Below are 25,856 nucleotides of genomic sequence, written 5' to 3'. Positions count from 1 at the left end.
TTAAGGCCCCTGATCCCAGCGGTAAGGCGCCATCAGCGGGTTACTTGCCGTGTAGGGGCTGGGCAGCTGGCCGATGGTGCGACCCCATTGCAGCTCCAACTCCGTGAGGTCGCCCTCCCAGCGAGTTCCGGTGAACAAAGCCGAGTCCATCCGACTGAGGGTCAGGTCCGCGACGACGGTGACGTTGGCGTAGTCGCCGCGCATCCAATTGGTCAGCGTGTCCTTCGGGAAGGGATAGGTGGTCAGTAGGTCGAGCGAACGCGTCAAGGCAGGGCCGGCGTTCGCGAGCGACTCGAGCACCGGGCCGAGGTCTTTGAGTTCCTGAACCAGCGCGGCGCGGGTTTGGTGGACCGAGTCGGTGGCCAGCGCGTTGAACTTGCCCAACTGATCGAATACCTCGACAAGGTTGTCGCGCTGGCTATTGAGGACTGCCAGGCCATCTGGGATCGCTTCGAGCGCCTTGTCGACGACGGGTTTCTGCGCAGCGAACTGTTCGACGAGCCGGTTGAAACTTTCGGTGGCAGCGATGATGTCGCTGGTTTGATCGTTCGCCCGGTCCATGAACGTGTCCAGCTGCACCAGCAGGCTCCGCAGATCGTCTTCGCGACCGGCAAATGCGGTGCTCAATGCCTTCGTGATGTCGTGAACCTGCCCGATTCCACCGCCGTTGAGCAGCAGTGACGCCGCGGCGAGTGTCTGTTCGGTCGACGGATAAGCGCGGCCCGATGACAGGGGAATCACGGAGCCTTGGCGCAGCCTGCCCTGTGGCGGTGTGTCGGTCGGCGGCGCGAGTTCGATGTGCAGTGATCCCAACAGGCTGGTCTGCCCGACCGAGATCGTGGCGTTGGCGGGGACGTTGACGTCACCGTTGAGCCTGATTGTCACCAGTGCGTGCCAACTTTGTCGTTCGATCGTGGTGACCGTGCCGACGTTCACGTCGCCCACGCGGACCCGCGAATTCTGCTGAATGTTGTGCACATCGGGCATCTGCGCCTGGATCGTGAAGGAGCCCGGGCCACGACCTTGAGTGCCGGGCAGCGGAAGGGCGTTCAATCCGCGCCAACCGCACCCGGACAACACTGTGCTCAATACCAGCACTGCCGCCACACCGGCGGTTCGCCACCGTCGTGCCCGCGTCATGGTGCCGCCTCGGGCGGAACCATTATTCCGGGTAACCCTTCGCCCGGATCGGTTTGCCGCCCCGGCTGCTCCGCGCCCGGTATCGGTTGGGGTGGAACGTAATCCGGCCGCATCCAGGCCTCGCTGTAGGTGACTTCGTTGGGACGTACGCTGGCGCCGACGAATGGGTTGAGCCCGAGCGGCAGAAAGTTGTACTGGCGGTTCTTCACGATCGGTGCCAGATACTGCACACACAATTTCGACGACTGTTCAGCGTTCAGCCGTGATGCGGCCTGAATCGCGCCGCACAGAAAGGTGATGGGATCGCTGAAGTTGTTGGCCGACAACGCTCCGCTGAGGGTGCCCTGGGCGGGTTGATACGAGTTGATCAGGTTGGCCTGTCCCGTGGGAGCGGCGTGCAGGAACTGCTTGATGTCGTCGATGCTGTCGACCAGCACCTGGGACACTGACGCCAACTTCTCCGACGTCGTGCCGATGCTTTCGCGGTTGTCGGCAACGAACGCTTTCACCTCGCCAAGGACAGAATTCATGTCCTCGATGGCGTGCGCCACTTCGCCGGGATCGTCGGCCAGCAGTCCCGTGACAGAGGCAAGGTTCCTGTTGAGCTGTCGTATCAGCACCGTACTGTCCTGCAACGCCGACACCAGCGAGGACAGGTTCTTGACGCTGGTGAACATGTCGTCGCTGTGATCACCGAGAGACGACAGCGCCTGCGAAAGTTTGGTGATCGCATCGCGAATCGCCGGCCCCTGCCCCCGCAGGTTGTCAGCCGTGGTGTTGATGAAGGAGCCCAGGGTGCTGACACCACCTGCTTCGGTGGGCTGCAGCGCCTCGGTGAGCCGTTCGAGTTGACCGCGGAAGTCGTCCCACTCCATCGGTACCGCAGTGCGGTCTTCGCCGATCACCGCATCGTCGGGCAGGGTCGGGCCTGACCGATACGGCGGGGTGAGCTGAATTGACCTTGCTGTCACCAGTGTTGGCGACAGAATCACTGCCTTGACGTCGGCCGGAACGGAATAGGAGCCATCCACCCAGAACGTGATCTTCACCGTCGTGGGTTGCGGTTCGATGGCGTCGATCTTGCCGACAGTGACGCCTCGGATCCGGACGTCATCGCCGACGAAGACGCCGTTGCTGTTCTGGAAGAACGCCACCACACGGGTGCGGTTCGTCTCGCGCGCGGCCCCAATCAACAGGGCCGCCGCGCCGACCAGGGAAACAATCAAGGTCATGATTACGCCGATACGCGTGTGTGCCCTGCTCATCGGTCACCCTGCCCGGAAGCGTGTTCGGCCGACGGCTGCGCCGGAGGCCCTGGCGGCGGTCCGCCCGGTGGCGGCGGCGGTAGCGGCTCGCGGTACGGATAGCGCGGATCACCGGGTTTACCGGTAATGGCGTCGGGCAGATGTAGCCGCGGCTCGCCGCCCTGCCCGGTGCGCGGAAAGGGCACCGGCGACGCTGGCGTGCCGGGCTGGCCGACCTGCGAATCGGTACGCTCCGAGGGCGCAAGCACGTTCGGATCCAAACCCAAGTCGGAGAACGCGGCATCGACGAACGGTTGTACGAACTGACCGGGCAACAAGTTGGCGACGTAGGCGTTGAAGAACGGCCCGGAGCTCACCGATTCGCTGAGGGCCATCACGTACGCGGACAGGCCGCGGAATGCTTCCCGCACTTCGGCTTTGCGGTTGTCGATTGTTGCGAGCACTCCGTTCAACTTGTCGAGCGCCGGTTTCATGGTCGACCGGTTCTCGGTGATGAACCCGAGAATCTGATTGGCCAGTGCCGAGATGTTGCCGGAGATCTGGTCCAGTGCAGCGCTTTGGCTTTGCAGTTGCGCAAGCATGGCGTTGGTGTCGGAGATGAGCCGTACGATCTGGTCGGTACGCCCAGCCAACACCCCGGTGGCCTTGCGGGCGTTCGCCAGTAGCTCACGCAGGTGTGTGTCGCGTCGGTTGAGGGTTTCGGAGAATCGGGCGATGCCGTCGACCGCGACCTTCAGCTGCGGTGGGGTGTCGCGAAGCGTATCGCTCAGTGTCCGCAACGAATCGGATAACTGGCCGGTGTCCAGGCCGCTGATGGTCGCCGTCAAGTCGCCGATGGCGTCGGGAAGCTGGTAGGGCGAGGTGGTCCGCTCGATCGGGATGGTGCCGGACAATCGGCCCTCCCCGCGCGGCGTAATCCCCAGAACTTTGTTACCCAGTAGGCCGATTGTCTTGATGGCGGCCTCGGTTCGCTCCCCTAGCCGGATGTTGTCAGCGACGGAGAAGGTGACCAGCACGCCCTCGGGTTTGAGGTCGATCCTGCGCACCTGCCCGGCGCGAAAGCCCGATACCTGCACTGGGGCGCCGGTCGTCAGACCGCCCGCTTCGTCGAAGTACGCGGAGTACGTCGTGTCGGAGCTGAGGAACGGCAGCTTGTTGAAGTTGAAGGCACCCACGGCGATGGCTGCGACCGCGGTCAGCGCGACGGCGCCGATGATGATCGGGTTGCGTTCCCTGAAGGGCTTCATCGTGGGGTGCACCTGCCTGTGGATTGACCGGCGACTTTGACGTAAACAGGCTGGCCGCCTTTACCGTTCAACTTCAGAACCACGTCGCACATGTAGAAACTGAAGAAGTCGCCGTAGATCGCCTGCCGGCCCAGCACGCGGTAAGCGTCCGGAAGTGTCGTGAGCAGGTCGTCGAAGTACTCGTGATCGGCCAGCACGGTTCCTGCCGTACGGTCGGTTTCGGTAACCACCTTCTTCAGTGGCTCACGGGCCTCGGCGAGCAGGCCGGCAATACTGCGGGCGCCCTCGTTGGCGTGCGCCATCCCAGTGCTGATGTCCTGCTTGCGCTTCTCGAGCCCGTGCACGAGCTCCGACAGCGAGTCCACAGCCTTGTCGAACTTGTCGGTGTGATCGCCGAGTGAACCCAGCACCGTATTCAGGTTGACGACGACCTGTCCGATCAGTTCGTCCCGATCGGCCAGCGTGTTGGTCAGTACAGCGGTCTGGGTGAGAATCGACCCGATCGTGGGCCCCTGCCCCTCAAACGCCGAGATCAGCTGGCCCGCCAACGCATTTACTTGATCGGGTTCCAACGCTCGAAACAGCGGCCGGAATCCACCGATCAACGCGTCGAGATCGAGTGCCGGCGCGGTCTGGGTCATCGGGATCGTGTCACCAGGGATGAGCTTCCTGGTTCCACCGGCGCCGTCCTCCAACGACAGATAGCGTCCTCCGATCAGGTTGTCGTATCGGATGACCGCCCTGCTGCCCTCCGTCAAGATCACGGAGTCATCGGCACTGAATTCGACCAACGCGGTGGAATCATCCTGGATCGCGATGTGTTTGACTTTGCCGACCTCAACGCCGGCGATGCGGACGAAGTTGCCGTTCTCCAGCCCGGTCACCGCGCTGAAGGAGGCGTGGTAGGTGCTCTCCTCCTGGAACCTGAGTTGGGCGAAGATGGCGATCAGGCCAAAAGCGCCCAGCGCGCACACAACGAAGAAGATTGCCAGGCGGATCAGAAGCCCGGACATACTACGTCGCAAGGCGATTCACCTCTTCCAAATGGTGCTGACTGAGCGGCGTCGGCGTGATCACGATGGCGGTGCTTCCCCGTGATCGGTGGGCCCCGGCCCGGGTGGCGGATGCGGGGGAACGCCCGGATACAGCGTCGTGCCGTCGGGTCCGTACTGCGGGGCACCGTAGGGCGGCGCACCGAAGTACGGAAAAGGACCGGGAGCCGGGCCGCCCGGAGAGCGGATGCTCGGCGGTTCGGGCACCGCCCGAGTGACCGGCAGGTAGTTGGCCCACCCGGGGAAGCCGATCCCGGGATTGGGACGGACGTCCAGGCCGGCCCCGAACCCGGTGTTGGCCACCAGGTAGCGGACAGGCCAGCTGTGCGCGACGTCGGGAAGCGATCCGCAACCGGGCTTGCCGCCGGGGCCGCCCTTGGCCGCGATGACGGGTAGGTTCTGCGGATATCGGTACGGGTCGTCACCCATGAGCAACGCCGCGTCCATGATGAGCGACTTGCCGTTGCCGCCACCGGCGTAGTGCCGCAGCCCGTGGTCGAGGGTGTTCTGGGCGCCGACGAGAAGGCAGGTCAATGACGGGTTGTATTTCATCAGCAGGTTCGTGGTCGGCTCGATCAGATTGACGGCTCTGATCAAACTGTCCTTGCTCGGGCCCAGAACGTTGATCCCGCTGCGCGACATGCCCACAACGCCAAGCAGCAGTGCGTCGAGCTGCCGGGCCTGATCAGTCAACGTCACGCTCGTGGTTGTTGCGGCGCCGAGGGTATCGATGATGTCCTGCGCGGCCGCGCTGTAGGTGTCGCTGACCTCTTCGATTGCTCGCCAGTTCGCACGCATTGTCTCGGATCGCGGATTCAGCGCGATCAGTACCTCGTTTGCGGCTGTCGTGGCCTCCCCCATGCGTTCACCCTGGCCACGCACCCCCTCGGCGAACGCGGCCAGAATCGCATTCAACTTCGCCGGATCGATCTGGTTGATCAGCTCCACCAAGTTTTGGAAGACGGTATTCACCTCGACGGAGACGTTCTTCGACTCCAAAACCGCACCGGCGGAAAGTCGTTGCGGATCCGGATTCCTGGGAAACACCAGGTCGACGAACTTCGACCCGAACAGCGATGTGGCGTCAATACGGGCTTCGACGTTGGCCGGGATGTATTGGACCTGATCGGGGTCAATCTCTAGTCGAAGGGTCACCGCGTCGGACGCACCGGAGATCATGGCGACACGCCCGACCTGAACCCCCCGCATCTTCACCTTTGCGTACGGTTCCATCACCAGCCCCGCGCGCTCCGAAGTCAATGTGACGGGCACCGTCGGCGTGAATGACCGGTTGAACGCGCCCATGCAGACCGCGACTGCGACGGTCAATCCGACAACCAAAAACGCAGCCCACCACTCGGACGCGATTCGCGGAGTTCCCCATTTCGACGACATCGCACTACCCGGAGAAGTTGAATATGCCGGTCTGGCCATAAATGGCGAGAGTGACGAACAGGATCAGGAAGCTCGACGCCACGAGTGAGGTTCGGGTGGCACGCCCGACGGCCTCCCCCACCCCGACGGGACCACCGCTGGCGGTGTAACCGTAGTAGGTGTGAATCAGCATGATCACGACCGCCTGCATGATTGTGACTGCGAACGAACGCATTACATCGCCGGGAACCAGGAACGTGTTGAAATAGTGGTTGTACACCCCCGCCGACTGGCCGTAGAACACCGTCGTGCCGAAGCGAGCAGCGGTATAGGCCATCAACAGCGCGACGGAGTAGAGGGGAAGGACGACGATCACCCCGGCCGCTACCCGCGTTGAGGCCAGGTAGGCAATCGAGCGGATACCCATGACCTCCAATGCGTCAATCTCTTCGTTGATCCGCATCGCGCCCAACTGCGCGGTCGCACCGGCGCCGATCGTGGCGGCCATCGCGATTCCTGCGGTGGATGGCGTGATCAGTCGGGTGTTGAGGAAGGCCGACGCGAAACCGACCAGGGCGTCCACCCCGACCTGGGAGAGTTGGTTGTAGCCCTGCGCCGCGATCAGCCCGCCTGTCGACATGGTCAGGAAGGCGACGACAGCGACCGTGCCCCCGATCACCGCGAGGGCACCGGTTCCCAGGCTCATCGCCGCGACCTGTCGTAACAACTCGGACTTGTACCGGATGAAGACGTCGCCGATCGAAATGATTGTCTGGCCGTAAAACCGGGTCTGATCACCGATTTGCCGCCAGCCCGACCTCGCCCCGTCTACCGCGATCATGGTCCGCGGTAGACGTTGTCGGAGAACGACGCTCGCGCTCACTTGGTGACCTCGAACCCGATCGCGGTGACGACGATGTTGATCACGAACAGCAGGACAAACGAAAACACGACCGTTTCGTTGACCGCATTGCCGACCCCGGCCGGGCCCCCACCGACGGTCGTGCCCTGGTAGCAGGCGATCAGACCGGCTGCCAAGCCGAACAGCGTTGCCTTGACCATGGATATCAACACGTCGCTCAAACCGGTGATGAACGTCATGCCTGCGACGAACGCGCCGGGGGTGACATGTTGGAAGAACACTGAGAACAGGAACCCGCCCGTCAGGCCGGTGAGCGTCACCAGCGATGACAGCAGCAACGCCACCACCGTGGCAGCCAGCACTCGCGGCGCCACCAGGGCCTGCATCGGGTCAATACCCATGACCCGAAGTGCGTCGAGCTCTTCACGGATGGTGCGCGCTCCCAGATCGGCGCACATGGCCGCCGCACCCGCACCGGCAACGACAAGCACGGTGACGAAGGGACCGATCTGGTTGACCGCCCCGATCGCTGCGCCGGTGCCGGAGAAGTCGGCGGCGCCGAATTCCATGAGCAGCACGTTGAACGTGAAGACGGTCATGACGACCAGCGGAATGGACAACATCAGGGTCGGGATGAGTGACACCCTGGCCACAAACCAAGTCTGCTCCAGGAATTCGCGCCAGGCGAACGGTGGTTTGAACATCGTCACGAACGCGTCGAGGGAAAAGGCGCAGAAGCCACCGACGCTGCGCAGAGGTTTCAAAACGATGGCGCGCGGTGAACCAATCGATGTCCGGTTGACATCTCCGGCGCGGCGGATGATCCTCGCCGAAGTTTCAGCGCTGTCGGTGGCCACGACTTCACCTGCTCACGGGTGAGCTGGTTGACGGTTCTCGGTGACTGCGGCCCACGATGAACCTCACGACTGCGCCAAGTGCGCATAGGAGACACGGAGTTCCTTCTTGAGGATCTTGCCGCTCGGGTTCTTCGGTAGCGATTCGACGAAGACCAGATACTTCGGCCGCTTGTAACCACCCAGCACTTTTCGTGCATGTTCCTCGACCTCTTTGGCCGTCAGCCCCGCACCGTCTTTGGGAACGACTGCCGCGGTGACCGCTTCGATCCAGTGCGGATGCGGCACGCCGAAAACGGCGACCTCCGCGACCCCGTCGAGCAGGTAAAGGGCCTCCTCCACCTCACGGGAGGCGACGTTCTCGCCTCCCGTTTTGATCATGTCCTTCTTGCGGTCGACCACCGTGAGATAGCCGTCCGGGTCGATCACGCCGAGGTCGCCAGAATGAAACCAACCACTGCGGTAAGCGACGGCGGTCTTTTCTTCGTCGTTGTAGTACCCAAGCGTGGCGTGCGGTGAGCGGTGCACGATCTCGCCGACTTCGCCGCAGGCAACGTCGAGGTCGTCCTCGTCGACTACGCGGGTCTCCACGTTCAGCGATGGGCGTCCTGCCGAGCCGGCATGTGAAAGCTGTTCCTCCGGACGCAAAATGGTGGCTAGCGGGGCCAGCTCGGTTTGTCCGTAGAAGTTCCAGAACCGCACGTTGGGCAGACGGCGGGAGAGTTCCTTGAGCACTTCCACGGGCATCGGCGATGCACCGTAGTAGCCCTTCGCGAGGCTGGACAGGTCCCGCGCGTCGAAATCAGGATGTCGCAGCAGGGAGATCCACACGGTGGGCGGACAGAACAGCTTTGTGACCTTCTCCCGCTCAATCGTTTCAAGCAACACTTCGGCGTCCGGTCGAGGCAGGATGATGCTGGTTGCACCGAGATAGACATCGACCGAGAAGAAGCAGTCAAGCTGGGCGCAGTGATACATCGGCAGACTGTGCAGCTCGATGTCATCCGAACTCATGTCGCCGTCCACAGCGCAGGAAACGTACTGGCTGATCAGCGAACGTGAAGTGAGCACGACACCCTTGGGCCGGGATTCAGTCCCGGAGGTGTACATCAGCCGCAGCGGGTCATCGTCTCCGATCAACACCTCCGGCGACGAGCTGTCGCCAGCGTCGATCCAGCGGTCGACGTTGTCCCAGTTGCCCGTTGGCGGGCTGCCTGTCATCGGAATCCAGCCCAGTACAGCATCAGAGATGCTCGCCGAGGACAACGCCTGCTCGGCGACCGGGGCCAGCGCATCTTCGGCGATGAGACTCTTGGCGCCCGAATGGGCGAGGATGAAGGCGATCTCTTCGGCGTTGAGCATGAAGTTGATCGGGACCAGCACCACTCCGAGCCGAGCGGTTGCGAAGGTCAAAACGGCGAACTGCCAACAGTTATGGGACAGAATGGCGAGCCGATCGCCTTTGACCAAGCCTTTTTCGGTGAGGTTGTTCGCGCACCGGTTCACCGCAGCATCGAACTCGCGGAAAGTCACTCGGCGGTTGTCGGCAATGACGGCGGTCTTGGCTGGATACCGAAGTGTTGTGCGGCGGAGGAGATCGCCTAAGCCGTGTTGGCGTGCGCGCGCCACTGTTGCCGCGGTCGCCGCAGATGAAGCCGTGCTCGTCATGACCATCCCCTCTGGATTTCAGACAGCTGTTACGCAGACGCCTCGTGTATCGAAGGCCTCGCCGGCGAGTTGAACGTGCGTCGCAGCTTGACCATTGGGTCGAAGAATAGCCCACGGTTTGATCAAAATAAAGCAGTTTTCTAATCTTCTGGGCCTCTAATGGCATCTTTGTGATCAAACTAGCGGTTGCTCGGCGCATCGTCGGCTGGCGCGACCTTCCGGATACCGCGCACGCGCAGAGCTACCGCGGACTACTCCTCCACTGGGTCGCCGGCGAGCGGACGTTGATCGCAGGAGTCGTATTCACGGGCGAAATGGACGAAGAGATCGCTGCGTAACCCCTTCCAGCACGTGACCAGCACCGCACCCACAATCGCTGTGGCAAAGGCGATCACTACCAAGAGGTCGGTCACGTCACGTCCCCTTGAGAAAGTCCGGAGTCGGAAAGAGGTTGCCCCACGCGTCGAACCCGGCACGGTCCGACCAGGTTCGCGATGGGGTGTCATGGTTGACAATCGACATCTCACAAGATAATTCGAGCCTGTGGCCGTCGGGCATGATGAAGTAGGCAAAGATGTTGCCACCCGCACGATGACGACTCACCCCGAGCTCGAGGTGCGTACCAGCCGCGGCGAGGACATCGATTGCCATCTTCACGTGATCGATGCTCGACATCGCCAGCGCCCAGTGGTGCATGCGTGCCTGCCCCAGCGTCACCGCGATGTCATGATGCAGCAGGCCCTTGCGAATGAAGCTGCCGTGCCACATGTCGGAGCTGGGATCCAACTCGATGTGTTCGGTCTCGCGCCAGCCGAGTACGTCGACGAACAACTTCGATGCCGCTTTGACGTCAGCAGACTGAATTGCGATGTGGTCCAGGTCCAATGGCTGAAAACCGCGGCGTGACGCGATGGTCGGCTCTGCGAGCACGTGGTAACGGTTGTCAGCCACCAGCACGTAGTCCACCGCGAGACCGGAATCAAGAACCCATCGCATTCCCTCGGCCTGATTCGGATGCGCTCCGTCGGTGCGAGTCGTCGTCAACCCCGCTTGGTTCAACGCGCGCTCGGCAGATTCGATCTCAGCCACGTCTTCAGCGCGGAAGGCGACACGACTGACTCCCGTGGGCCCTTCTTTGAAGGCGACGTCCCAGTTGCCATCAAACCCACAGCCCAGATAAACCGCATCACCGGTGCGCGCAATTTCGACCAGGCCGACGACATCCTGGTAGAAACGGACAGTCGAGTCGATGTCGTTGACGTAGAGCTCGAGGTGTTCAATCTGCTGAATTCCCACTGTTCCTCCGAGGTTCGGCTGGTATGACAGGCAAGATGACATAAGGCAGTTGACGATCGGACGAGTGCAGGGTGACCGTCCCGCCAAAGACGTCCGCGGGCCGATCCCGGGTGTCCCCGTGCATTGCGTCGGCGGGGTTGTACCAGTCCACCGAGGTTTGGCTGTCGGACGACTCATGTTGATAGTCGTGCCCCTGCACCGTGAGCGCGAGTGTGTAGCCGGCCGGGACGACAATCGACGTCGGCCAGATTTCGACGTCGAGCTCGTAAACGGTCTGGGGCACAAGAGGCGTCGGATCGTCATGGGTATGGTAGGGCCGATAGGGCGTGCTCTGAACGGGATCGAGCTTGCGGTGCGATCCGCGCAGCCAACCCAGCGAGATCGGAGTGTGCGGATCGTTCGCGCCGGCAAAAGTGACTTCGTTGCCAAGGGGGTCGAAGACCCGAAGCACCAGGAAAAGGTCGACGTCACGGGTCGATGACGAGACGAAGATCTTCACGGCCGAGGGCCCGGTGATCTCCGTATCGACGTCGAAAACCGTGCGGTAAGTGAGGCCGCCGCTCAAAGCTTGGTAGCTCGCCTGGCGTTCGCCTGCAGGTGGCTTCTGGACGAGCCTTTGGTCGGAATGATCCAGGTACAGCTTTGTCCAGTCAGTCCCTGGAAGGGGCCAGTCCTGTTCGTATCGAAGCGACGTAGTCCCGTCGACGTGGCGAACGTTGAGAATTACCGGGGGAACATCATCCCAGCCGTTCGGCTCGTCCTTGAGAAAGTGGTCGAAGAAACGCTTTTGCAATTCCCGCCCGTAATCGGTGTAGAAATGGGTCCAGTGCTCGAGGTTGTGAAACTCAAGCCACTTCCGCCGGGATCCCGCGCGTAGGAAGCCCTCGACGTTACCGCGCAAGTGAAGGCCCTGCCCGCCAATGTTGGCCGCAGACAAGAGCGGCACCTCGATGGCCGACAGGTCCGCGTTGAGCGACTCGAAATACTCGTCGAACGTGGGATGGTCGTAAAGCTCCGCAATCAAGTCGGCACGATTTTGCGCACGGACCTCGCTTGGCAAGGTTTCGTCTCCGAAGACCGGCACACCTGTGACGGGATTTCGCCCGCCACCTTCGCCAACGCCGAACTGCGCCTTGTCGATCCGGTTGCGATACCAGCGGACGATGAACGTCGACAGGATCCCGCCGTGCCGGCGTGCGTCGCGGTAGTGATCGGAACAACCCTCCCACGGACAGATGGCCGCCAAGTGCGGTGGTCGCAATGCAGCAACCTGCCACTGATTCATTGCGACATAAGAGATTCCGATGAGGCCGACCCGCCCGGTACTCCAGGGTTGGGTTCCAGCCCACTCGATGCAGTCGTAATAGTCTTGCGTCTCGCGAGGGGACCAGTGGTCCACATATCCGGGGCTGCGCCCCATGCCCCGTGAGTCGACACGCACCACCGCGTACCCGTGTGGAACCCATTTCTCGGGATCGATCGTCTCCCAATTGGCGTACCGATTACTGGAACCCGTGGGTACATCGGGGTGTCGGGTGCAGAGGGCGGTCCATTGATCCGGCCGGCCTGCGGCGAAGTTCAGCCCTTTTCCGTACGGCGTGTAGCAGAGAAGTACCGGATGCCGCCCCTCCGTCGGGCGGTAGACGTCTGCGCGAAGGAGTAGGCCGTCGTCGGCTTCGATCTCGACATCCCAATCAATCTGCATACCTTGGCCGTCGTGGGCCATCTTCACCTCTTTCTGCCCGCTGCACGGTGTACGCTGCCTCCCACGCACGCTACGGACATTTGATCATAAGATGCGCCAATTGCGGGCCGATTGGCCCAATTCGCGGACTTTTTGATCAAATTATTCGCTCGCGCGCGGATGCTCTGCGTCATCCCGCCGGCGGCTAGCCCGCGCGGAGGCGCATTCACCGCGTCGCGATCAGAGCGGGCAGCCTCTTGTCGATCAGTTCGTACGCGTCGCGCATGATCTGATCGACCACCTCGGCGCAACTCGCGACTCCGTCGATCAGCCCTTGGGCCTGACCGGCCCACCACATGCCGCCCTCCACGTCGCCTTTCTCAAGCACTTCCGTGCGGCCTCGCGCGCCTGAGGCAAGGTGCGCGATATCTTCAAACCCCGAACCGTCCCGTTCCGAGATGCTGAGAATCTCCTCAGACACAGAGTTGCGTGCCACCCGAGCGGTGTTGCGGAATTTTCGGAAGACGATCACTGTCGCACGTTCGTCGTTCATCACAATCTGCTTCTTCACGTTCTCGTGCACCGGGGCCTCAGTCGTCGCAACGAATCTGGTGCCCATGTTGATCGCCGACGCACCCAACGCAAGTGCGGCCGCCAGACCCGCACCTGTGGCGAACCCACCACTTGCGATGATGGGAATGGTGAGGCACTTAGCGGCGGCGGGAATGAGCACGAGACCGGGAACATCATCGTCTCCGGGGTGGCCGGCGCATTCGAATCCATCGATGCTGACCGCGTCGACGCCAAGCTTCTCAGCCTTCAGCGCATGACGCACAGCCACCGCCTTGTGGATTACCTTCACACCAGCGCTCTGGAACCGAGGCAAGTGCGGTGCCGGGTTGTTGCCCGCTGTCTCAACGATTTTCACGTCACCGTCGATGATCGCTTCGCGATACTCGTCGTAAGGCACCGGTTTGATCGTGGGGAGGATGGTGAGGTTGACACCGAACGGCTTATCCGTGAGATCACGCGTACGCTGGATCTCCCGCGCCAGCGCCTCCGGCGTCGGCTGGGTCAGCGCCGTCAGGAAGCCCAACGCACCGGAATTCGCCACAGCGGCGATCAACTCTGCGGTGCCCACGGCAGTCATGCCACCGCAGACGATGGGATGCTCTATTCCGAACTCCTCGGTGAACCGGGTGACGAACATGGACCTTCTCTCCTTGCCGGGGACTATGGTTCCCGCATGCTGGCGACCCTGGCAGCGCCGGCGGCCAGGGTCGCGAGATAAGGGCGCCGCGTTCACCCCGTCGCTCAATCAGCCCTGATACCGGGAGGACGGACGCTAGTCACCGACACCGACTGCCGGGGCGGTCGCCGCGCCCTCGATGACGCGCCCGGCTTCGACCGGATCGAAGAACCACGGAAAGGCGTTGGGCGGATGTGAGAAGTTTCCGAAAATGCGCTCCGCCAGGTCTTTTCGCTCTTGCGCGGCGGAGAACAGGGCGAGTTGGGACTGTGACGGCGGGTCCAAGAGGCTGTTGGTGAAGGTATACGCGTACTGCTCGTAGTCCTGCCAGAACGTCTCCCACACATCTGACATCCATTCGGAGTCAAACGGTCGGCTATCGCGCTCCACGATGCGGTGCAGATAGTGGCGCGCGCCTTTGGCAGCACTGTTGGAACCTTGGCCGCTGACCGGGTCCTTCAAGCTCAGCACGTCACCGAGTCCCAACACCTGCGCACCCGATGGCAGCGTAGCCACGGGCCGGCGAACTCCAGGGGTGATTCGGCCGCGGATGGCGCTAGCCGGATCCGCCAGCCGCGCGTTGCGAGCCAGCGCGTATTGGTCCGGAGCGATATCTTGAAGTATCTCCTTGCAACGCTTCAGGATTTCCTCTGGATCCGTCGCATCGTCGAAGCGATCGATCGGCCCACCCGGGACCGCCTCGAAGATCATGAACACCGAGTCGCGCTCGGTTGTGTTGAGAAAGTGCGTCCCGAATATCTCGCCCGCCCCCGCGTGCGCAGCGAAGTACATGCACTCGAAACCAACCGACTCAGCCCAGGCGGGATGACCGTCAACGACGACCATCGCCAGATGCCGCTGGGCCTCGGTGTAGACCGACCGTTCTTGATCACGCTCGAAAAGTCCGCTGATATCCCCCTTTCCCGCGGCGACGATGGTCAGGTCGCTTGCGCCCGCGTACGCCTCGATGTTCTCCAGCCTGGCGTCCTGTATCACCAAGTTGCCACCGCGCCGCTGGAACTCCTCGGCCCACCGGGCGCACTTGAGCCGCAGATCGACTGCCTGCCAAGAAATTTTTTCGGGGTTCCACGGGCCGTCGATCGACAGCGCAACGGTCCCGCCTGGCACGATCATTTCGAAGTGCACGCCGTCTGAGGGGACCAACACGTCATCCCAGAAGTTGACTCCGAGCTCCCGCTCGAAAGCCTGTGCGTCCGGTGAGATCCCCGCCGACGAGGGGACGAAGCCGCGACGAACCTGGCCCGGCGTGCGGTCGGAAACGATCGTCACGTCGTGCCCGTGCTCAAGCAGGCCGAGCCCCAACAGCAGGCCGCTGTGACCCGCACCGATGATCGAGATCTTCCTCATAGTTCATCCTTTGCAAACGAAACATATTGGTGTCCAACAGGTTTTGTGCATTCAGCGGTATCGAGCCTGCCCCTTCGGGCATCGTCGGTGCCATGGAGATCGACTTCGCAGACACGTCCCGTCAGATCTGCAAGATCTGCACCCCTGCGGGCCATCGGCACCTCTTCTATCGGTGGGTCGACCCTAAAGCGCAGATTGCAACCGCGTCAAGCATGTTTGATCACAAAGTTCGCTTTTTGCCATCTTTTTCGTGCGTTCTAGCTTTTCTTTGATCAAACAATGGGTTACTGTTCAGGCCGATGGGACGGACCACCGACCCAGGACCCGAGCGCAACGACGAACGAGAGGCCGTGGATCGCAATGACATCGGCAAGCACGACGTCGGTGGTCGCCATCGAGGAATCGCCGACGGGCACTACACAGACGCGCGTTGATATGGCCGTCAATGCCCTGCAGGATTTGATCGTGTCGGGATCGCTTGAGCCCGGTGCCCCGCTTCGGCTCGCGCCGCTGGCGGAGCGATTGGGCATGAGCATGATGCCGGTTCGGGAGGCGCTGCGGGTGCTGGAATCCCTGGGCCTGGTGGAGCAACAGCCCAGGCGCGGGGCGCGGGTGAGCCTGTTCTCCGTACAAGACCTCATGGACACTTATCGGGCTCGGATCCGACTCGAGACCTTGGCTGTCGAGCTGGCCGCCGAGCGTTTCACGCCCGAGCACGGGAAGGTGGCGCTCGCGCACCTGGAACGGCAATGCGCCGCGGCCGCACGTGGCGCGCTGGAGGAGTCGCGCAAGGCGCACACGTCGTTCCACTTCTCGATCTACGAAGCAGCCGGATCCGCCTGGTTGATTCGCCTGATCACACCGCTGTGGGCGAACAGCGAACGCTATCGAATGCTGTCTCTGCCCCACCGAGGCGCCGTCAAGGACCGCCGACTCGAACACGAGCGGATCTTGGAAGCGTGTATCCGCGGCAATCCTCGCGTTGCGTCACGCGAACTGCACGAGCACCTGGCCAAGACGGTCAACGTCGTGGCCCGTCAACTTGGAGAGGAAGCCCTGTTTTGAACAGCCCTGAACTCACTGAACTCATCCTGCGGGCAGAGGAAATGCCCTGGCGGGCAAAGTCATTGCCCGGTGTTTCCGAACGTATGCTGTGGCGCGACGATGACTCCGGCGCCTCGATCGCGCAGATCAAGATCGAGAAGGGCTGCGGCATTCCGCAGAACCACTGCCACGCCTCGAACCAGTTCATGTACGTGCTGTCGGGCAGCTACAAGTACCTACACAGCGGCGAAGTCCTGACCACCGGATCCTTCTACTGGAATCCCGCCGGCAACTTTCACGGACCGACCGAGGCTCTGGAGGACACCGTCTTTCTGGAGGTCTACGACGGACCGCACTACCCACAACGTCCCGATTGGTATGACAACGATGAAGATGCGAGGTAGCCATGTCCATTTCCGAGGTCTACAGCAAGAAGCTGAACACGCCGTTGGGAGTGTTCTCCCAGGCCATCAAGGTGACTGATCCGAAAGAGTTGCTGTTTGTCAGCGGTCTGACGTCCCGCGCTCCTTCGGGCGAGGTGGTCGGCGTCGGCGACGTCAAGGTCCAGACCGAAACCATCCTCGAGAATATGAAATCCATCCTCGAGGAGGCCGGCGGCAGTCTCGCCGACATCGTCAAGCTCACGGTCTTCATCCGGGACATGGAGCAGTTCGATGACATCCACGAGGTGCGCAAACGTTACTTCTCCGCACCGCTACCGGCGTCGTCGATGTTCGAGGTTTCCCGACTGGTGGACAAAGAACTCCTGATCGAGATCGAGGCCATCGCCGCGATCGGCCAGTCAGGCCGCTGATATGCAGCTTGCCACCTTCCAAATGCCGGGCGGGCAAGCCAAGCCGGGCGCCGTACGGAGGGACGAGGTCATCGACCTCAGCGCGATCTGCGACGAGATCCTCGATCTCGTCGCAGATCCCGCGCTCTTCGACGACGCCAAGCGGGCCGCCGCTGCCAACGAGAGCACCGCTCGTCTCGCGGATGTTCGACTGTTGGCCCCGATACCACGACCAAACCACATCTATTGCGTCGGCTGGAATTATCCAAAGCACTACGAGGAGGGCATCGGCAAACGCGCCGGCCAAGAGACCGACGAGCGCAAGTTCGCGACATTCTTCTCCAAGCCCAACGGCAGCGTGATCGGCCCCGGCGATGCGATCGCCTGGGATGCGGCTGTCACGACCAAGCTCGACTACGAGGGCGAACTGGCGGTCGTCATCGGCAAAGGGGGCCGATCCATCTCTGAAGAATGCGCGAAGGATCACGTATTCGGATACACCCTGGCCAACGACATCACCGCGCGTGACATCCAGCGCCGCCACGGCGGCCAGTGGCAAAAGGGTAAGGGCATGGACACGTACTGCCCCTTGGGGCCCGTGATCGTCACCGCCGACTCACTTGACGAACGGTCTTTGACCCTGCGGTCACTCGTCAACGGGGAAGTGCGCCAAGAGGCGTCGACAGGGTCGCTGTTCTACCCCGTCGAACGGATCATCGCGCAACTCTCGCTGGGTATGACCCTCGAACCGGGCGACGTCATCCTCACCGGCACGCCGTCCGGGGTCGGTTTCGCCCACGACCCACCCCTGTTCCTCGAACCGGGCGACGTCACAGAGGTCGAGATCGCCGAAATCGGGCGTCTGGTCAACCGCGTCGAGAAGATCGCACTCACCTAACTCGCCACCGTCGACCCCTCCCGCGAGGCAGACTTCCCCGGGGACCTACGCGCTCATCAGCCGAGCCGACCCACAAGGAGTAAGCGATGTTGCTGAAACCGTTCGAATACGCGGTTGCTGCATCGGTTGACGAGGCGATCCAGCTGCTTTCCGCACCGGATTCTCGCGTCCTGGCGGGCGGAGCCACCTTGATCAACATGATGAAACTTCGGGTAGCTTCGCCCCACCGGCTCGTCGACATCGGCAGCCTTGCCGACCTCAAACAAATCGTCGTGGGTGACGACGGTTCACTCCAGTTGGGCGCCGGCGTGACCTTCACAGAGATGATCGCCTCCGAGACGGTGCGGGCGCACCGCCCGATCCTGTGCCACGTGGCCGCCACCCTCGCGGATGTGCAGGTACGCAACCGCGCCACCGTCGGCGGCAACGTCTGTCACAACGACGTCAACAACAACCTGCCGCCGCTCATGCTGGCCGTCGGCGCGTCGATGACAGTCGTCGGCGCCGACGGCGAGCGACAAGTCCCGGCCGACGAATTCTTCATCGCGCCGTTCTGGACCGCGGTGAGGCCCGGGGAACTGTTGACCAAGATCGTGATCCCGCCCAGACCACCCCGTCGAAGCGACGGATGGGCGGCGTTGCGCGTCGGCGCCGACGGCCCCGGCATCGTCAATGCGGCAGCGACCCGCATCGGTGACGACGTCCGGATTGCGTTCGGAGGCGTCGCCTCTCGGCCCGTTGCGGTGTCGGCCGCCGCAGAGCCGGACGAGATCCGCGCTGCCATCGCCGATGCGAGTATTTCTCCGCCCCCCGACGTGCACGCCACGACCGAGTACAAACGGCACCTCGTCGGTGTCCTCGGCTTGCGCGCCGCGCAGCAAGCCCTGAGCGAAACGGAGGCCCTGTAGATGAGCGAGCCCACCCGCGCGAAGGCGATCGACCTGCGTGTCAACGGCCGTGCATACCACTGCGAGGTGGAGGCCCGAAAACTGCTTGTGCACCTCATCCGCGACGACCTCGATCTCGTCGGAACACATGTCGGGTGCGACACCGGCACATGCGGGGCATGCACTGTGCTCATCGACGGCCAGTCCACGAAGTCCTGCTCGGTACTTGCCATCCAGGCCGACGGAGCCGAGATCATCACGGTCGAAGGCGTGTCACCGACCGACGGCCTCAGCGATCTCCAACAGGCGTTCTCCGACCACCACGCCCTCCAATGCGGCTACTGCACACCGGGCATGTTGATGAGCGCGACCCACCTGCTGCGGTCCAATCCAAACCCGACACGCACCGAAATAAAGCGTGCGCTGAAGGGCAATATCTGCCGCTGCACCGGCTATTGGAACATCGTCGATGCCATCGAGGCAGCCGCCAGGAAGGAGCGAACGAGTGAGTAGCGACCTCCACGACACCGCAGAGGCTTCCTCGGCAATCACCGCAACCGAAGCTTGGACCGGTCAACGGCTCAAACGCAAAGAAGACCGACGACTCCTCAAAGGGCAAGGCAAGTTCGTCGATGACGTCAAGCGGTACGGTATGGGCTACCTGCACTTCGTCCGCAGTCCGTACGCGCATGCACGCATCGTCTCGGTGGATGTGTCGCAGGCCGAGGCGCTTCCCGGGGTGCATGGAACCCTCACCGGACGCGAGGCAGCGGACCTCACCGATCCGTACTGGCAGGTCGCACCCGGCGATGCAAGCGCCATCACCGAATACTGCCTGGCCGTGGACAAGGCGTGCTGGGCAGGGCACCCCGTCGCTGCCGTCGTGGCGGCCACCCGCGAAATAGCCTGTGATGCCGCTGAATTGGTAGAAGTAGAGTACCAGCCTCTTGACCCGCTGATGGATGCCCGCAAGGCAACCGAGAACGACGCGCCGATCGTGCACGAGGATGCCGGGACCAACGTCGTATTGTCCGCCCTGTTCGACTACGGCGATGTCGACGCGGCGCTGCGAGATGCCGATCATGTACTTCGGATCTCAGAACTCTACTTCCACAGGTTCTCTTCGACTCCGCTGGAATGCTCCGGCTCCGTTGCGGAGTTCGACGCGGGCACAGGTGACTTCACCGTCACCTGCAACCTGCACGGTCCCGGTCCGTCGATCACCTGGATCTCTGGCGCGCTGCGGGTTCCCGCCGCCAAGTTGCACCTGATCACCGGCGACATCGGTGGCGGGTTCGGAAACAAACTCACCGGATACACCTATGTGACCGCGGCTTGTCTACTGGCCCGCAAGCTGGGCCGTCCCGTCAAGTGGACCGAGTGGCGCACCGAACAACAGACCGCGAACGCACACGGTGCCGATCGTTGGTTCCAGGACATCGCAGTCGCCGTGGCGAAAGACGGTACCCTGCTGGGGTTTTCGGCGAAGGCGATAGACGACGTCGGCGCCTTCCCCCGCTACGAGCCAACAGGCGCCGTGCTCTGGACCCAGGTGACACCCGGATGTTATCTGTGGCGGAACATCCGCGTCGACATGAAGCAAGTCATCACCAATAAGACGCCCAGTTCGGCGAACCGCGGCTACTCACGGATGCAGCATCTGTGGTTGACCGAACGGATCATCGACATCGTGAGCCACGAACTCGGCTTCGATCCGGTCGAGATCCGGAAGCGCAATTACATCCCGGCCACGGACTTTCCGTACGAAACTCCCAGCGGGGGGATCTACGACTCCGGTGATTACACGCAGTCCCTCGACATCGCCTTGGAACTCGCAGATTACGACAGGTTCCGAACTCAACGTGGCATCCGCAACAACGGCAAGCTGCTGGGTATCGGCATCGGATCCACCCTGGACTCGGGCACCCAGAACTACGCGCAGGTGCGTCTGGCGAACCCGCACATCCCCGTCTCCGGCAACAACCAGGTCGCGACCATCAAATTGGACCTTTCCGGCGAGGTGGTGCTGTCGCTTGGCTCGGCGCCACAGGGCCAAGGACACGAAACCACCGCCGCACAGGTAGCGGCCGACATCCTCGGTGTGACACCCGATGACGTCGTCGTGCACAGCGGGCACGACTCGCGCCGCAACACGCATGCCGGTTGGTCGGGCACCAATGCCAGCCAATTCGCCGTCACCGGACTGGGTGCGACCAAAGGTGCTGCGGAGAAGCTGGCCGCTGAGATCCGACTCCTCGCCGGCGCGGTGCTCGGGGCACCTGCCGCCGAGATCGTCCTCGCCAAGGGAGCGGCCATGGCTCCCCACGGCGGATCGCTCACGTTTTTCGAGCTGGCGAGTCTGGTGAACGTCGACAACCTCGACTACCCAGCCGATTTGGATGTGACGCTCAACTGTCGTTACGTGTACCGGCCGCCGTTCGCCCTGCCAGATGTGGAACGGAAGTTCGGCAACTTGACGCTGACGTATGCGTCGCAGATCCACCTGGCCGTCATCGAAATCGACCCGGACACCGGGGCAATCGAAATTCTGCGGTATGTCGCCGTTGACGACTGCGGGGTACGAGTCAACCCGATGATCGTGGAGGGTCAGGTGCACGGCGCGCTGGCCCACGGCCTGGGCGCTGCGCTCACCGAAAGCTACGAATACGACGAACACGGGCAGTTGCTGACGTCGAACTTCTACCAATACCACGTGCCGACTGCCCTCGACATGCCAGATCTTCACACCGGCGAGGTCGTCACCCCGTCGCCATTCGGACCGGTGGGCGCGAAGGGGATGGGCGAGGGCGGCGGTGCAGGCCTGCACACCATCAGCGCGGCAGTTCAAGATGCGTTGCGGGCCGCAGGGATACGAGCGGTGGTGCACGAAAGTTTCAACGACCCACAACGCGTGTGGTCACTCATCCACGAACCCGAGGCCAGCCAACGCCGAGTGATCGTGGAGTCACGATGAACTTTGATGGGACCCGCTTGGTGGAGGCATCACCAGAGACGACCTGGGACGCGATCGCCGAGCCCGCCACCTTCCTCGGCTTGATCCCGGTGGTCCAGGACGTTTCGACGCAATCGTCCGGCGAAATCCGCGCGCGCTGCGTATTTCCGCTCGGCCTCGGCAACCTGCACCTCAACGCCAGGGTGAAGTGCGTCGAACGCACACCGGGCGAGAGCGCACGCTTCGCGGGCACCGCACTCGGAGACGGCGTTCACGCCACCTTCGACAACAGGATCGTGTTGGGCGCCGCGCCCGATCCCAACTGCACGACGCTGCGATGGACCGCATCCGTCGTATTGCGCGGCCCCGTCGTCGGGATGACTCAGCACGTCGCGCCGCTTCTGGTGTCACAACAGATCGATACCGCCTTCGCGGCGTTCGTATCGCGCTTGGGTTCGGTCTGAGCCATTGCCACGATTTGACGCAGTGATCATCGGGAGTGGACTCAACTCTCTGGTAGCCGGCGCGCTGCTGACCCGCGCCGGCTGGGGCGTGTGCGTCCTGGAGAGCAGCGACCGCCTCGGCGGCGCCGTGCAGACCGCCGAGCTCACCGCGCCGGGTTACACCCACGACGTCTTCTCCGGGTTTCACGTGCTGTTCCTGCTGAGCGAGGCATACCAGCGGCTCAAACCTGAACTCGACGCCCGCGGACTGCAATACACGTTCGCACCGGTACAGACTGCCTACGCTTCCCCACACCACGACGCGGTCCTGCTGACATCGTCGCACGAGCAGAATGTCGCCGAGTTCACGCGCCACCACCACGCCGACGGCGCGGCCTGGGATCGCCTCTCCGACTGGTTCGGCCGACATCAGCAGACCACCACTCATTTGATGGGGAAAGAGTTTTGGTCGTTGGCGACGCTGAAACTCGGCGTCACTGCCTACCGCCGGCTGGGGCGCGACGGCAGCCTGCGCTACGCAAGCGACCTACTCGAAAGCTGCCGTGACTGGGTGACGGCGGAGTTCCGATCCGAACCTGCCCGCGGCTTTTTCGCACCGCTGCCCCTCCACGGTGGCCTCGGACCGGAGTCCGTGACCTCTGCGTTGATGGCGAAAATGGTCGCGCTGTCGATCGAGATGGTTGGGATGCCGATTCCCCAGGGCGGCGGGGTCAAGCTGATCGAGGCCCTGGCCGGCATCATCCGCGACGGTGGCGGCGAATGCCGAACCAATCGTGACGTCACCCGCATCGAGGTGTCGGGCGGAGCGGCGACCGGTGTTGCGACCGCCGACGGCGAACGCTACGAAGCGCGCCAAGCCGTGCTCGCCAACGTGACTCCCCAACAGCTTTACCTGGATCTCCTGCGGAACGAGGATGTTTCGCCCCCGGTTGCCAGCGACGCTCGGCGATTCCGGTATGGCCGCGCGGGAATGCAGATACACATGGCACTGAACGAGCAGCCTCGCTGGCGGGGCGATTCCCGGCTAGCCCAAGCCGCATCGGTGAACCTGACACCGGGACTCGACGGCGTGTCACGAGCCGTCAACGAAGCGACCCGACGACTGCTTCCCGCATCTCCCACGATCGCCATCGGCCAGCACACGGTCGCAGATCCCTCTCGTGCCCCGAAGGGCGGTGCCACGTTGTGGGTTCAACTCCTCGAGTTGCCGTCCAGTCCTGTCGGTGACGCGGCGGGCGAGATCGATGTCGGAAACGGCGTGTGGACCGAGCATCTCAGAGAGACATTCGCCGACCGAGTTCAGGAGATCATCGCGCAGCACATCACCAACCTGGACTCGGCGCTGGTGGGCCGCGCCGTGTTGTCCCCCGCAGACCTCGAGGCCGCCAACCGCAATCATGTGGGCGGCGACGGCTACAGCGGGTCATTGGAACTCGACCAGAGCCTCATCCTGCGTCCGCGGCCCGGCCGGTCCAGCCATCGAACCATGGTGGATCGGCTACTACACATCGGCGCGAGCACCCACCCCGGACCGGGATTGTCCGCGGGATCGGGTGTCCTTGCCGCAGACGCGCTTCTGCGCAGACGCCGACTTACGCGCATCCTGCCCCGCCGCGGGTGAGCCCAGCACCCGAGACCGAATCTCGCAGTAAGGACGGAAGGTGAACGACACGTTGAACGAGCACAGGATCGCCGTCATCGGCGCCGGGCCGGTGGGGCTCAGCGCCGCCGCCTGGCTGGCCTGTCACGGCATCTCCGTGACGGTGTTCGAAGACGACGCGATGACGTCGTCGGCACCCAAAGCCGGCACGGTCGTTCCGCGAGCGTTGGAATTTTTCGACCGTCTCGGCGTCATCGACAAAGTACTCGAATCGGGCATCCGCATCGAGAGCGTCGACTTCATCAGGCGGACAACAGAAACGCCGTTGATGCGTGTCGACATGACCGAACTCCAACAGGACACCGCGTTCCCGTTCTTCTTGAACTTGCCTCAACATGAGTTCGAGCCGATTCTGCTGCAACGCGCGGTGGAGCTTGGGGCCGAGGTCCGCTTCGGGCACCGGCTGACCGCCCTGAGCCAACGCGACGACGGCTGTCGGCTCACGCTGGAAACCGACGACGGCACCGTCGAATACGAGGCCGATTACGTTCTCGGATGTGACGGTGGCAAAAGTACCGTGCGTCGCCAGCTAGGCTTGCGCTACCGCGAAATCACTCCGGCCGAGCAGTTCATCGTCGTCAACGCCGAGACTGACGTCCGCGGCAACGACGGGCACCCTCCGGATTCACTGTCCTATCTCTGCGACGCCAACGGATTTTTCACCCGGATCCGCCTGCCGAAGTTCTGGCGGTTGGGTTGGGCGGCACCGGCGGACGCCCCTGAACTCACCGATGCCGAAATCGATCAGCGCTTGCGGGAGGAGCTCGGGCCAGATCAGCCGTTCCGGGTGCTCGATTGGGCGCAGTATTCATCTCAGGGACGCGTCCTGGATCGGTTCCGCGTCGACCGAGTGTTCCTCCTCGGCGACGCCGCCCATCTCGTAACGCCAATCGGCGGCCTGGGCCTCAATACCGGCTTCGAGGACGCCTTCAACTTTGGTTGGAAGCTGGCCTGGGTGCTGCGGGGCTGGGCGGGCCCGGCGCTGTTGGACACCTACAGCACCGAACGTCAGCCCATCATCTCCAGCACCGCCTTGGCGATGCAGAATCGCAAGCGCAGCTTCATGGAAGTCAGCGGCAGTCGGCTGATCAATGCGGCCGGCGCGGTGCGGCGCCAGGCAGCTCTGCGCGACCCGCGTCGCCGTTGGGCTGCGGCATACAACGGTTCGCTTCTCGGGCTCAACTACCTTCGGGCACCCGACACCAAGCCGGTTCTGCGCCCACCGATCGCACGCGGAGACCGGGTCCCCGACGGCAGCATCTTCGGCCCCGACGGACGGCTCCGGCGTCTGCACAGCCTGCTCGGCCGCGACTTCGTCGCGCTGACATTCGTCGACTGGCCCGCAGAGGCGCCGTTGCTCACCGATCCCCCACCCGGACTCGCGCAGGTTCTGATCAGCTGCCGCGACGCCCCCCTTGACTCCGGGGCCCGCGGCCGGACCTACTTTGACGTTCGAGGCACCCTGACCAAGCGCTTCGGCGCCAAGAGCGGCACTACCTACCTCGTGCGGCCCGATGACTTCACGGCGGCGATCACCTCTGCGGAACCCGCGGCGATCGTCACCGCCTACCTGACGGCCGTCGGCACGTCCCTCGCGGCAGTGGCGGAGGAACCCGCGTGACCGTCGGCACCATGACGGGGTTGCATCACGTCTCCTTCGCTGTTTCCGACCTGCCGCGTTCGGTGGCGTTCTACGGGTCGCTGGGTTTCGCACATGAACGAACCATCGTCGTAGCCGATGCCGCCGGCATCGGTGGGCGGCTGCGCTGCGCCTTCATGGCTGCGCCGGGGGTACGTCTCGAACTGCGCGAGTACGGTGTCAGCGGTGATCAACGCGCACCCGAGGAACACGATGTCGGATCGGCGCATATCGCACTGCAAGTCGACGACATCGAGGCGTGGCATCGCAGGCTCAGCGCCGAGGGTGTCCGCTTCCTGTCCCCGCCGCTGCACAGCGACACCGCCGCCGCGATGTGGGTCTTCCTGCTCGACCCAGACGGGCTGCCCGTCGAGCTCGTGGAGCCGGACACAGCCGGTGCGCCGTCGAGGAAGGCGCAGGGTATGGACACGGTCCGCGACATATAGTGAGGTTATGACG

The 25,856-nt window shown here is 63.1% G+C and carries 24 protein-coding genes; 11 read left to right on the top strand and 13 right to left on the bottom strand.

All coding sequences use genetic code 11. The annotated features are described in order from the left end of the window. From ABQE93_RS16435 to ABQE93_RS16375, 13 genes are all read right to left on the bottom strand, one after another. On the bottom strand, positions 1 to 1,140 hold the full coding sequence (locus ABQE93_RS16435) for an MCE family protein (protein ID WP_448408898.1): 1,140 nt from the start codon (positions 1,138 to 1,140) through the stop codon (positions 1 to 3). Continuing rightward, positions 1,137 to 2,405 (bottom strand): MCE family protein, encoded by a 1,269-nt coding sequence (locus ABQE93_RS16430; RefSeq protein WP_448408899.1) that lies wholly within the window; start codon positions 2,403 to 2,405, stop codon positions 1,137 to 1,139. Before ABQE93_RS16430 ends, ABQE93_RS16435 begins: the two co-directional genes overlap by 4 nt. Further along, positions 2,402 to 3,652, bottom strand: a complete 1,251-nt coding sequence (locus ABQE93_RS16425) for an MCE family protein (RefSeq protein ID WP_448408901.1) — start codon at positions 3,650 to 3,652, stop codon at positions 2,402 to 2,404. Before ABQE93_RS16425 ends, ABQE93_RS16430 begins: the two co-directional genes overlap by 4 nt. Then, positions 3,649 to 4,665 (bottom strand): MCE family protein, encoded by a 1,017-nt coding sequence (locus tag ABQE93_RS16420; protein WP_448408902.1) that lies wholly within the window; start codon positions 4,663 to 4,665, stop codon positions 3,649 to 3,651. The genes ABQE93_RS16425 and ABQE93_RS16420 overlap by 4 nt, the downstream gene beginning before the upstream one ends. Before the next feature lie 60 nt (positions 4,666 to 4,725). Beyond that, complete coding sequence (locus ABQE93_RS16415; RefSeq protein WP_448408903.1) at positions 4,726 to 6,099, bottom strand: MCE family protein; 1,374 nt, start codon at positions 6,097 to 6,099, stop codon at positions 4,726 to 4,728. Between the two features lie 4 nt (positions 6,100 to 6,103). Next, the gene (locus ABQE93_RS16410; RefSeq protein ID WP_448412422.1) at positions 6,104 to 6,961 is read right to left on the bottom strand and encodes an ABC transporter permease; all 858 of its coding nucleotides are present in this window, start codon (positions 6,959 to 6,961) and stop codon (positions 6,104 to 6,106) included. Further along, positions 6,958 to 7,761, bottom strand: a complete 804-nt coding sequence (locus tag ABQE93_RS16405; RefSeq protein WP_448409140.1) for an MlaE family ABC transporter permease — start codon at positions 7,759 to 7,761, stop codon at positions 6,958 to 6,960. The genes ABQE93_RS16410 and ABQE93_RS16405 overlap by 4 nt, the downstream gene beginning before the upstream one ends. 99 nt (positions 7,762 to 7,860) lie before the next feature. Then, positions 7,861 to 9,462 (bottom strand): acyl-CoA synthetase, encoded by a 1,602-nt coding sequence (locus tag ABQE93_RS16400; RefSeq protein WP_448408907.1) that lies wholly within the window; start codon positions 9,460 to 9,462, stop codon positions 7,861 to 7,863. Between the two features lie 251 nt (positions 9,463 to 9,713). Continuing rightward, entirely contained in the window at positions 9,714 to 9,875 is a 162-nt protein-coding gene (locus tag ABQE93_RS16395; RefSeq protein ID WP_448408908.1) for a hypothetical protein, read from the bottom strand. Position 9,876: 1 nt separating this feature from the next. Then, the gene (locus tag ABQE93_RS16390) at positions 9,877 to 10,758 is read right to left on the bottom strand and encodes a VOC family protein (protein ID WP_448408909.1); all 882 of its coding nucleotides are present in this window, start codon (positions 10,756 to 10,758) and stop codon (positions 9,877 to 9,879) included. Continuing rightward, positions 10,739 to 12,484 (bottom strand): CocE/NonD family hydrolase, encoded by a 1,746-nt coding sequence (locus ABQE93_RS16385; protein ID WP_448408910.1) that lies wholly within the window; start codon positions 12,482 to 12,484, stop codon positions 10,739 to 10,741. The genes ABQE93_RS16390 and ABQE93_RS16385 overlap by 20 nt, the downstream gene beginning before the upstream one ends. A gap of 184 nt (positions 12,485 to 12,668) precedes the next feature. Next, complete coding sequence (locus ABQE93_RS16380; protein WP_448408911.1) at positions 12,669 to 13,652, bottom strand: NAD(P)H-dependent flavin oxidoreductase; 984 nt, start codon at positions 13,650 to 13,652, stop codon at positions 12,669 to 12,671. A 135-nt stretch (positions 13,653 to 13,787) separates the two neighbouring features. After that, a complete protein-coding gene (locus ABQE93_RS16375; RefSeq protein WP_448438070.1) occupies positions 13,788 to 15,059 on the bottom strand; it encodes a styrene monooxygenase/indole monooxygenase family protein in 1,272 nt (423 codons plus the stop codon). A 384-nt stretch (positions 15,060 to 15,443) separates the two neighbouring features. Here ABQE93_RS16375 and ABQE93_RS16370 point away from each other — a divergent pair, with 384 nt between their 5' ends. The 11 genes from ABQE93_RS16370 to ABQE93_RS16320 all read left to right on the top strand — a co-directional run bounded on the left by ABQE93_RS16370 (position 15,444) and on the right by ABQE93_RS16320 (position 25,843). Next, on the top strand, positions 15,444 to 16,124 hold the full coding sequence (locus ABQE93_RS16370) for a GntR family transcriptional regulator (protein ID WP_448408914.1): 681 nt from the start codon (positions 15,444 to 15,446) through the stop codon (positions 16,122 to 16,124). Then, positions 16,121 to 16,507, top strand: coding sequence for a cupin domain-containing protein (locus ABQE93_RS16365; RefSeq protein WP_448408915.1), 387 nt, complete (start codon positions 16,121 to 16,123; stop codon positions 16,505 to 16,507). Before ABQE93_RS16370 ends, ABQE93_RS16365 begins: the two co-directional genes overlap by 4 nt. Positions 16,508 to 16,509: 2 nt before the next feature. Beyond that, a complete protein-coding gene (locus tag ABQE93_RS16360) occupies positions 16,510 to 16,917 on the top strand; it encodes a RidA family protein (protein WP_069405936.1) in 408 nt (135 codons plus the stop codon). A gap of 1 nt (position 16,918) precedes the next feature. Next, the gene (locus tag ABQE93_RS16355) at positions 16,919 to 17,794 is read left to right on the top strand and encodes a fumarylacetoacetate hydrolase family protein (protein WP_448408916.1); all 876 of its coding nucleotides are present in this window, start codon (positions 16,919 to 16,921) and stop codon (positions 17,792 to 17,794) included. 86 nt (positions 17,795 to 17,880) lie between these two features. Beyond that, on the top strand, positions 17,881 to 18,702 hold the full coding sequence (locus ABQE93_RS16350) for an FAD binding domain-containing protein (RefSeq protein ID WP_448408918.1): 822 nt from the start codon (positions 17,881 to 17,883) through the stop codon (positions 18,700 to 18,702). Continuing rightward, positions 18,703 to 19,194, top strand: a complete 492-nt coding sequence (locus tag ABQE93_RS16345) for a (2Fe-2S)-binding protein (RefSeq protein ID WP_448408919.1) — start codon at positions 18,703 to 18,705, stop codon at positions 19,192 to 19,194. Beyond that, positions 19,187 to 21,655, top strand: coding sequence for a xanthine dehydrogenase family protein molybdopterin-binding subunit (locus tag ABQE93_RS16340; RefSeq protein ID WP_448408920.1), 2,469 nt, complete (start codon positions 19,187 to 19,189; stop codon positions 21,653 to 21,655). The genes ABQE93_RS16345 and ABQE93_RS16340 overlap by 8 nt, the downstream gene beginning before the upstream one ends. Positions 21,656 to 21,675: 20 nt before the next feature. Further along, positions 21,676 to 22,098 (top strand): SRPBCC domain-containing protein, encoded by a 423-nt coding sequence (locus ABQE93_RS16335; protein ID WP_448438069.1) that lies wholly within the window; start codon positions 21,676 to 21,678, stop codon positions 22,096 to 22,098. 22 nt (positions 22,099 to 22,120) lie between these two features. Further along, positions 22,121 to 23,719 carry a phytoene desaturase family protein gene (locus ABQE93_RS16330; protein WP_448408923.1) on the top strand — a complete coding sequence of 533 codons (1,599 nt, stop codon included), beginning with the start codon at positions 22,121 to 22,123 and terminating at the stop codon, positions 23,717 to 23,719. 40 nt (positions 23,720 to 23,759) lie between these two features. Then, a complete protein-coding gene (locus ABQE93_RS16325; protein WP_448408924.1) occupies positions 23,760 to 25,379 on the top strand; it encodes an FAD-dependent monooxygenase in 1,620 nt (539 codons plus the stop codon). Beyond that, a complete protein-coding gene (locus ABQE93_RS16320) occupies positions 25,376 to 25,843 on the top strand; it encodes a VOC family protein (RefSeq protein ID WP_448408925.1) in 468 nt (155 codons plus the stop codon). The genes ABQE93_RS16325 and ABQE93_RS16320 overlap by 4 nt, the downstream gene beginning before the upstream one ends. The last annotated feature ends 13 nt before the right edge of the window (positions 25,844 to 25,856 follow it).

It is taken from the genome of Mycolicibacterium sp. XJ662, assembly GCF_053484035.1.
This window is presented reverse-complemented; position numbering and strand designations above follow the sequence as displayed.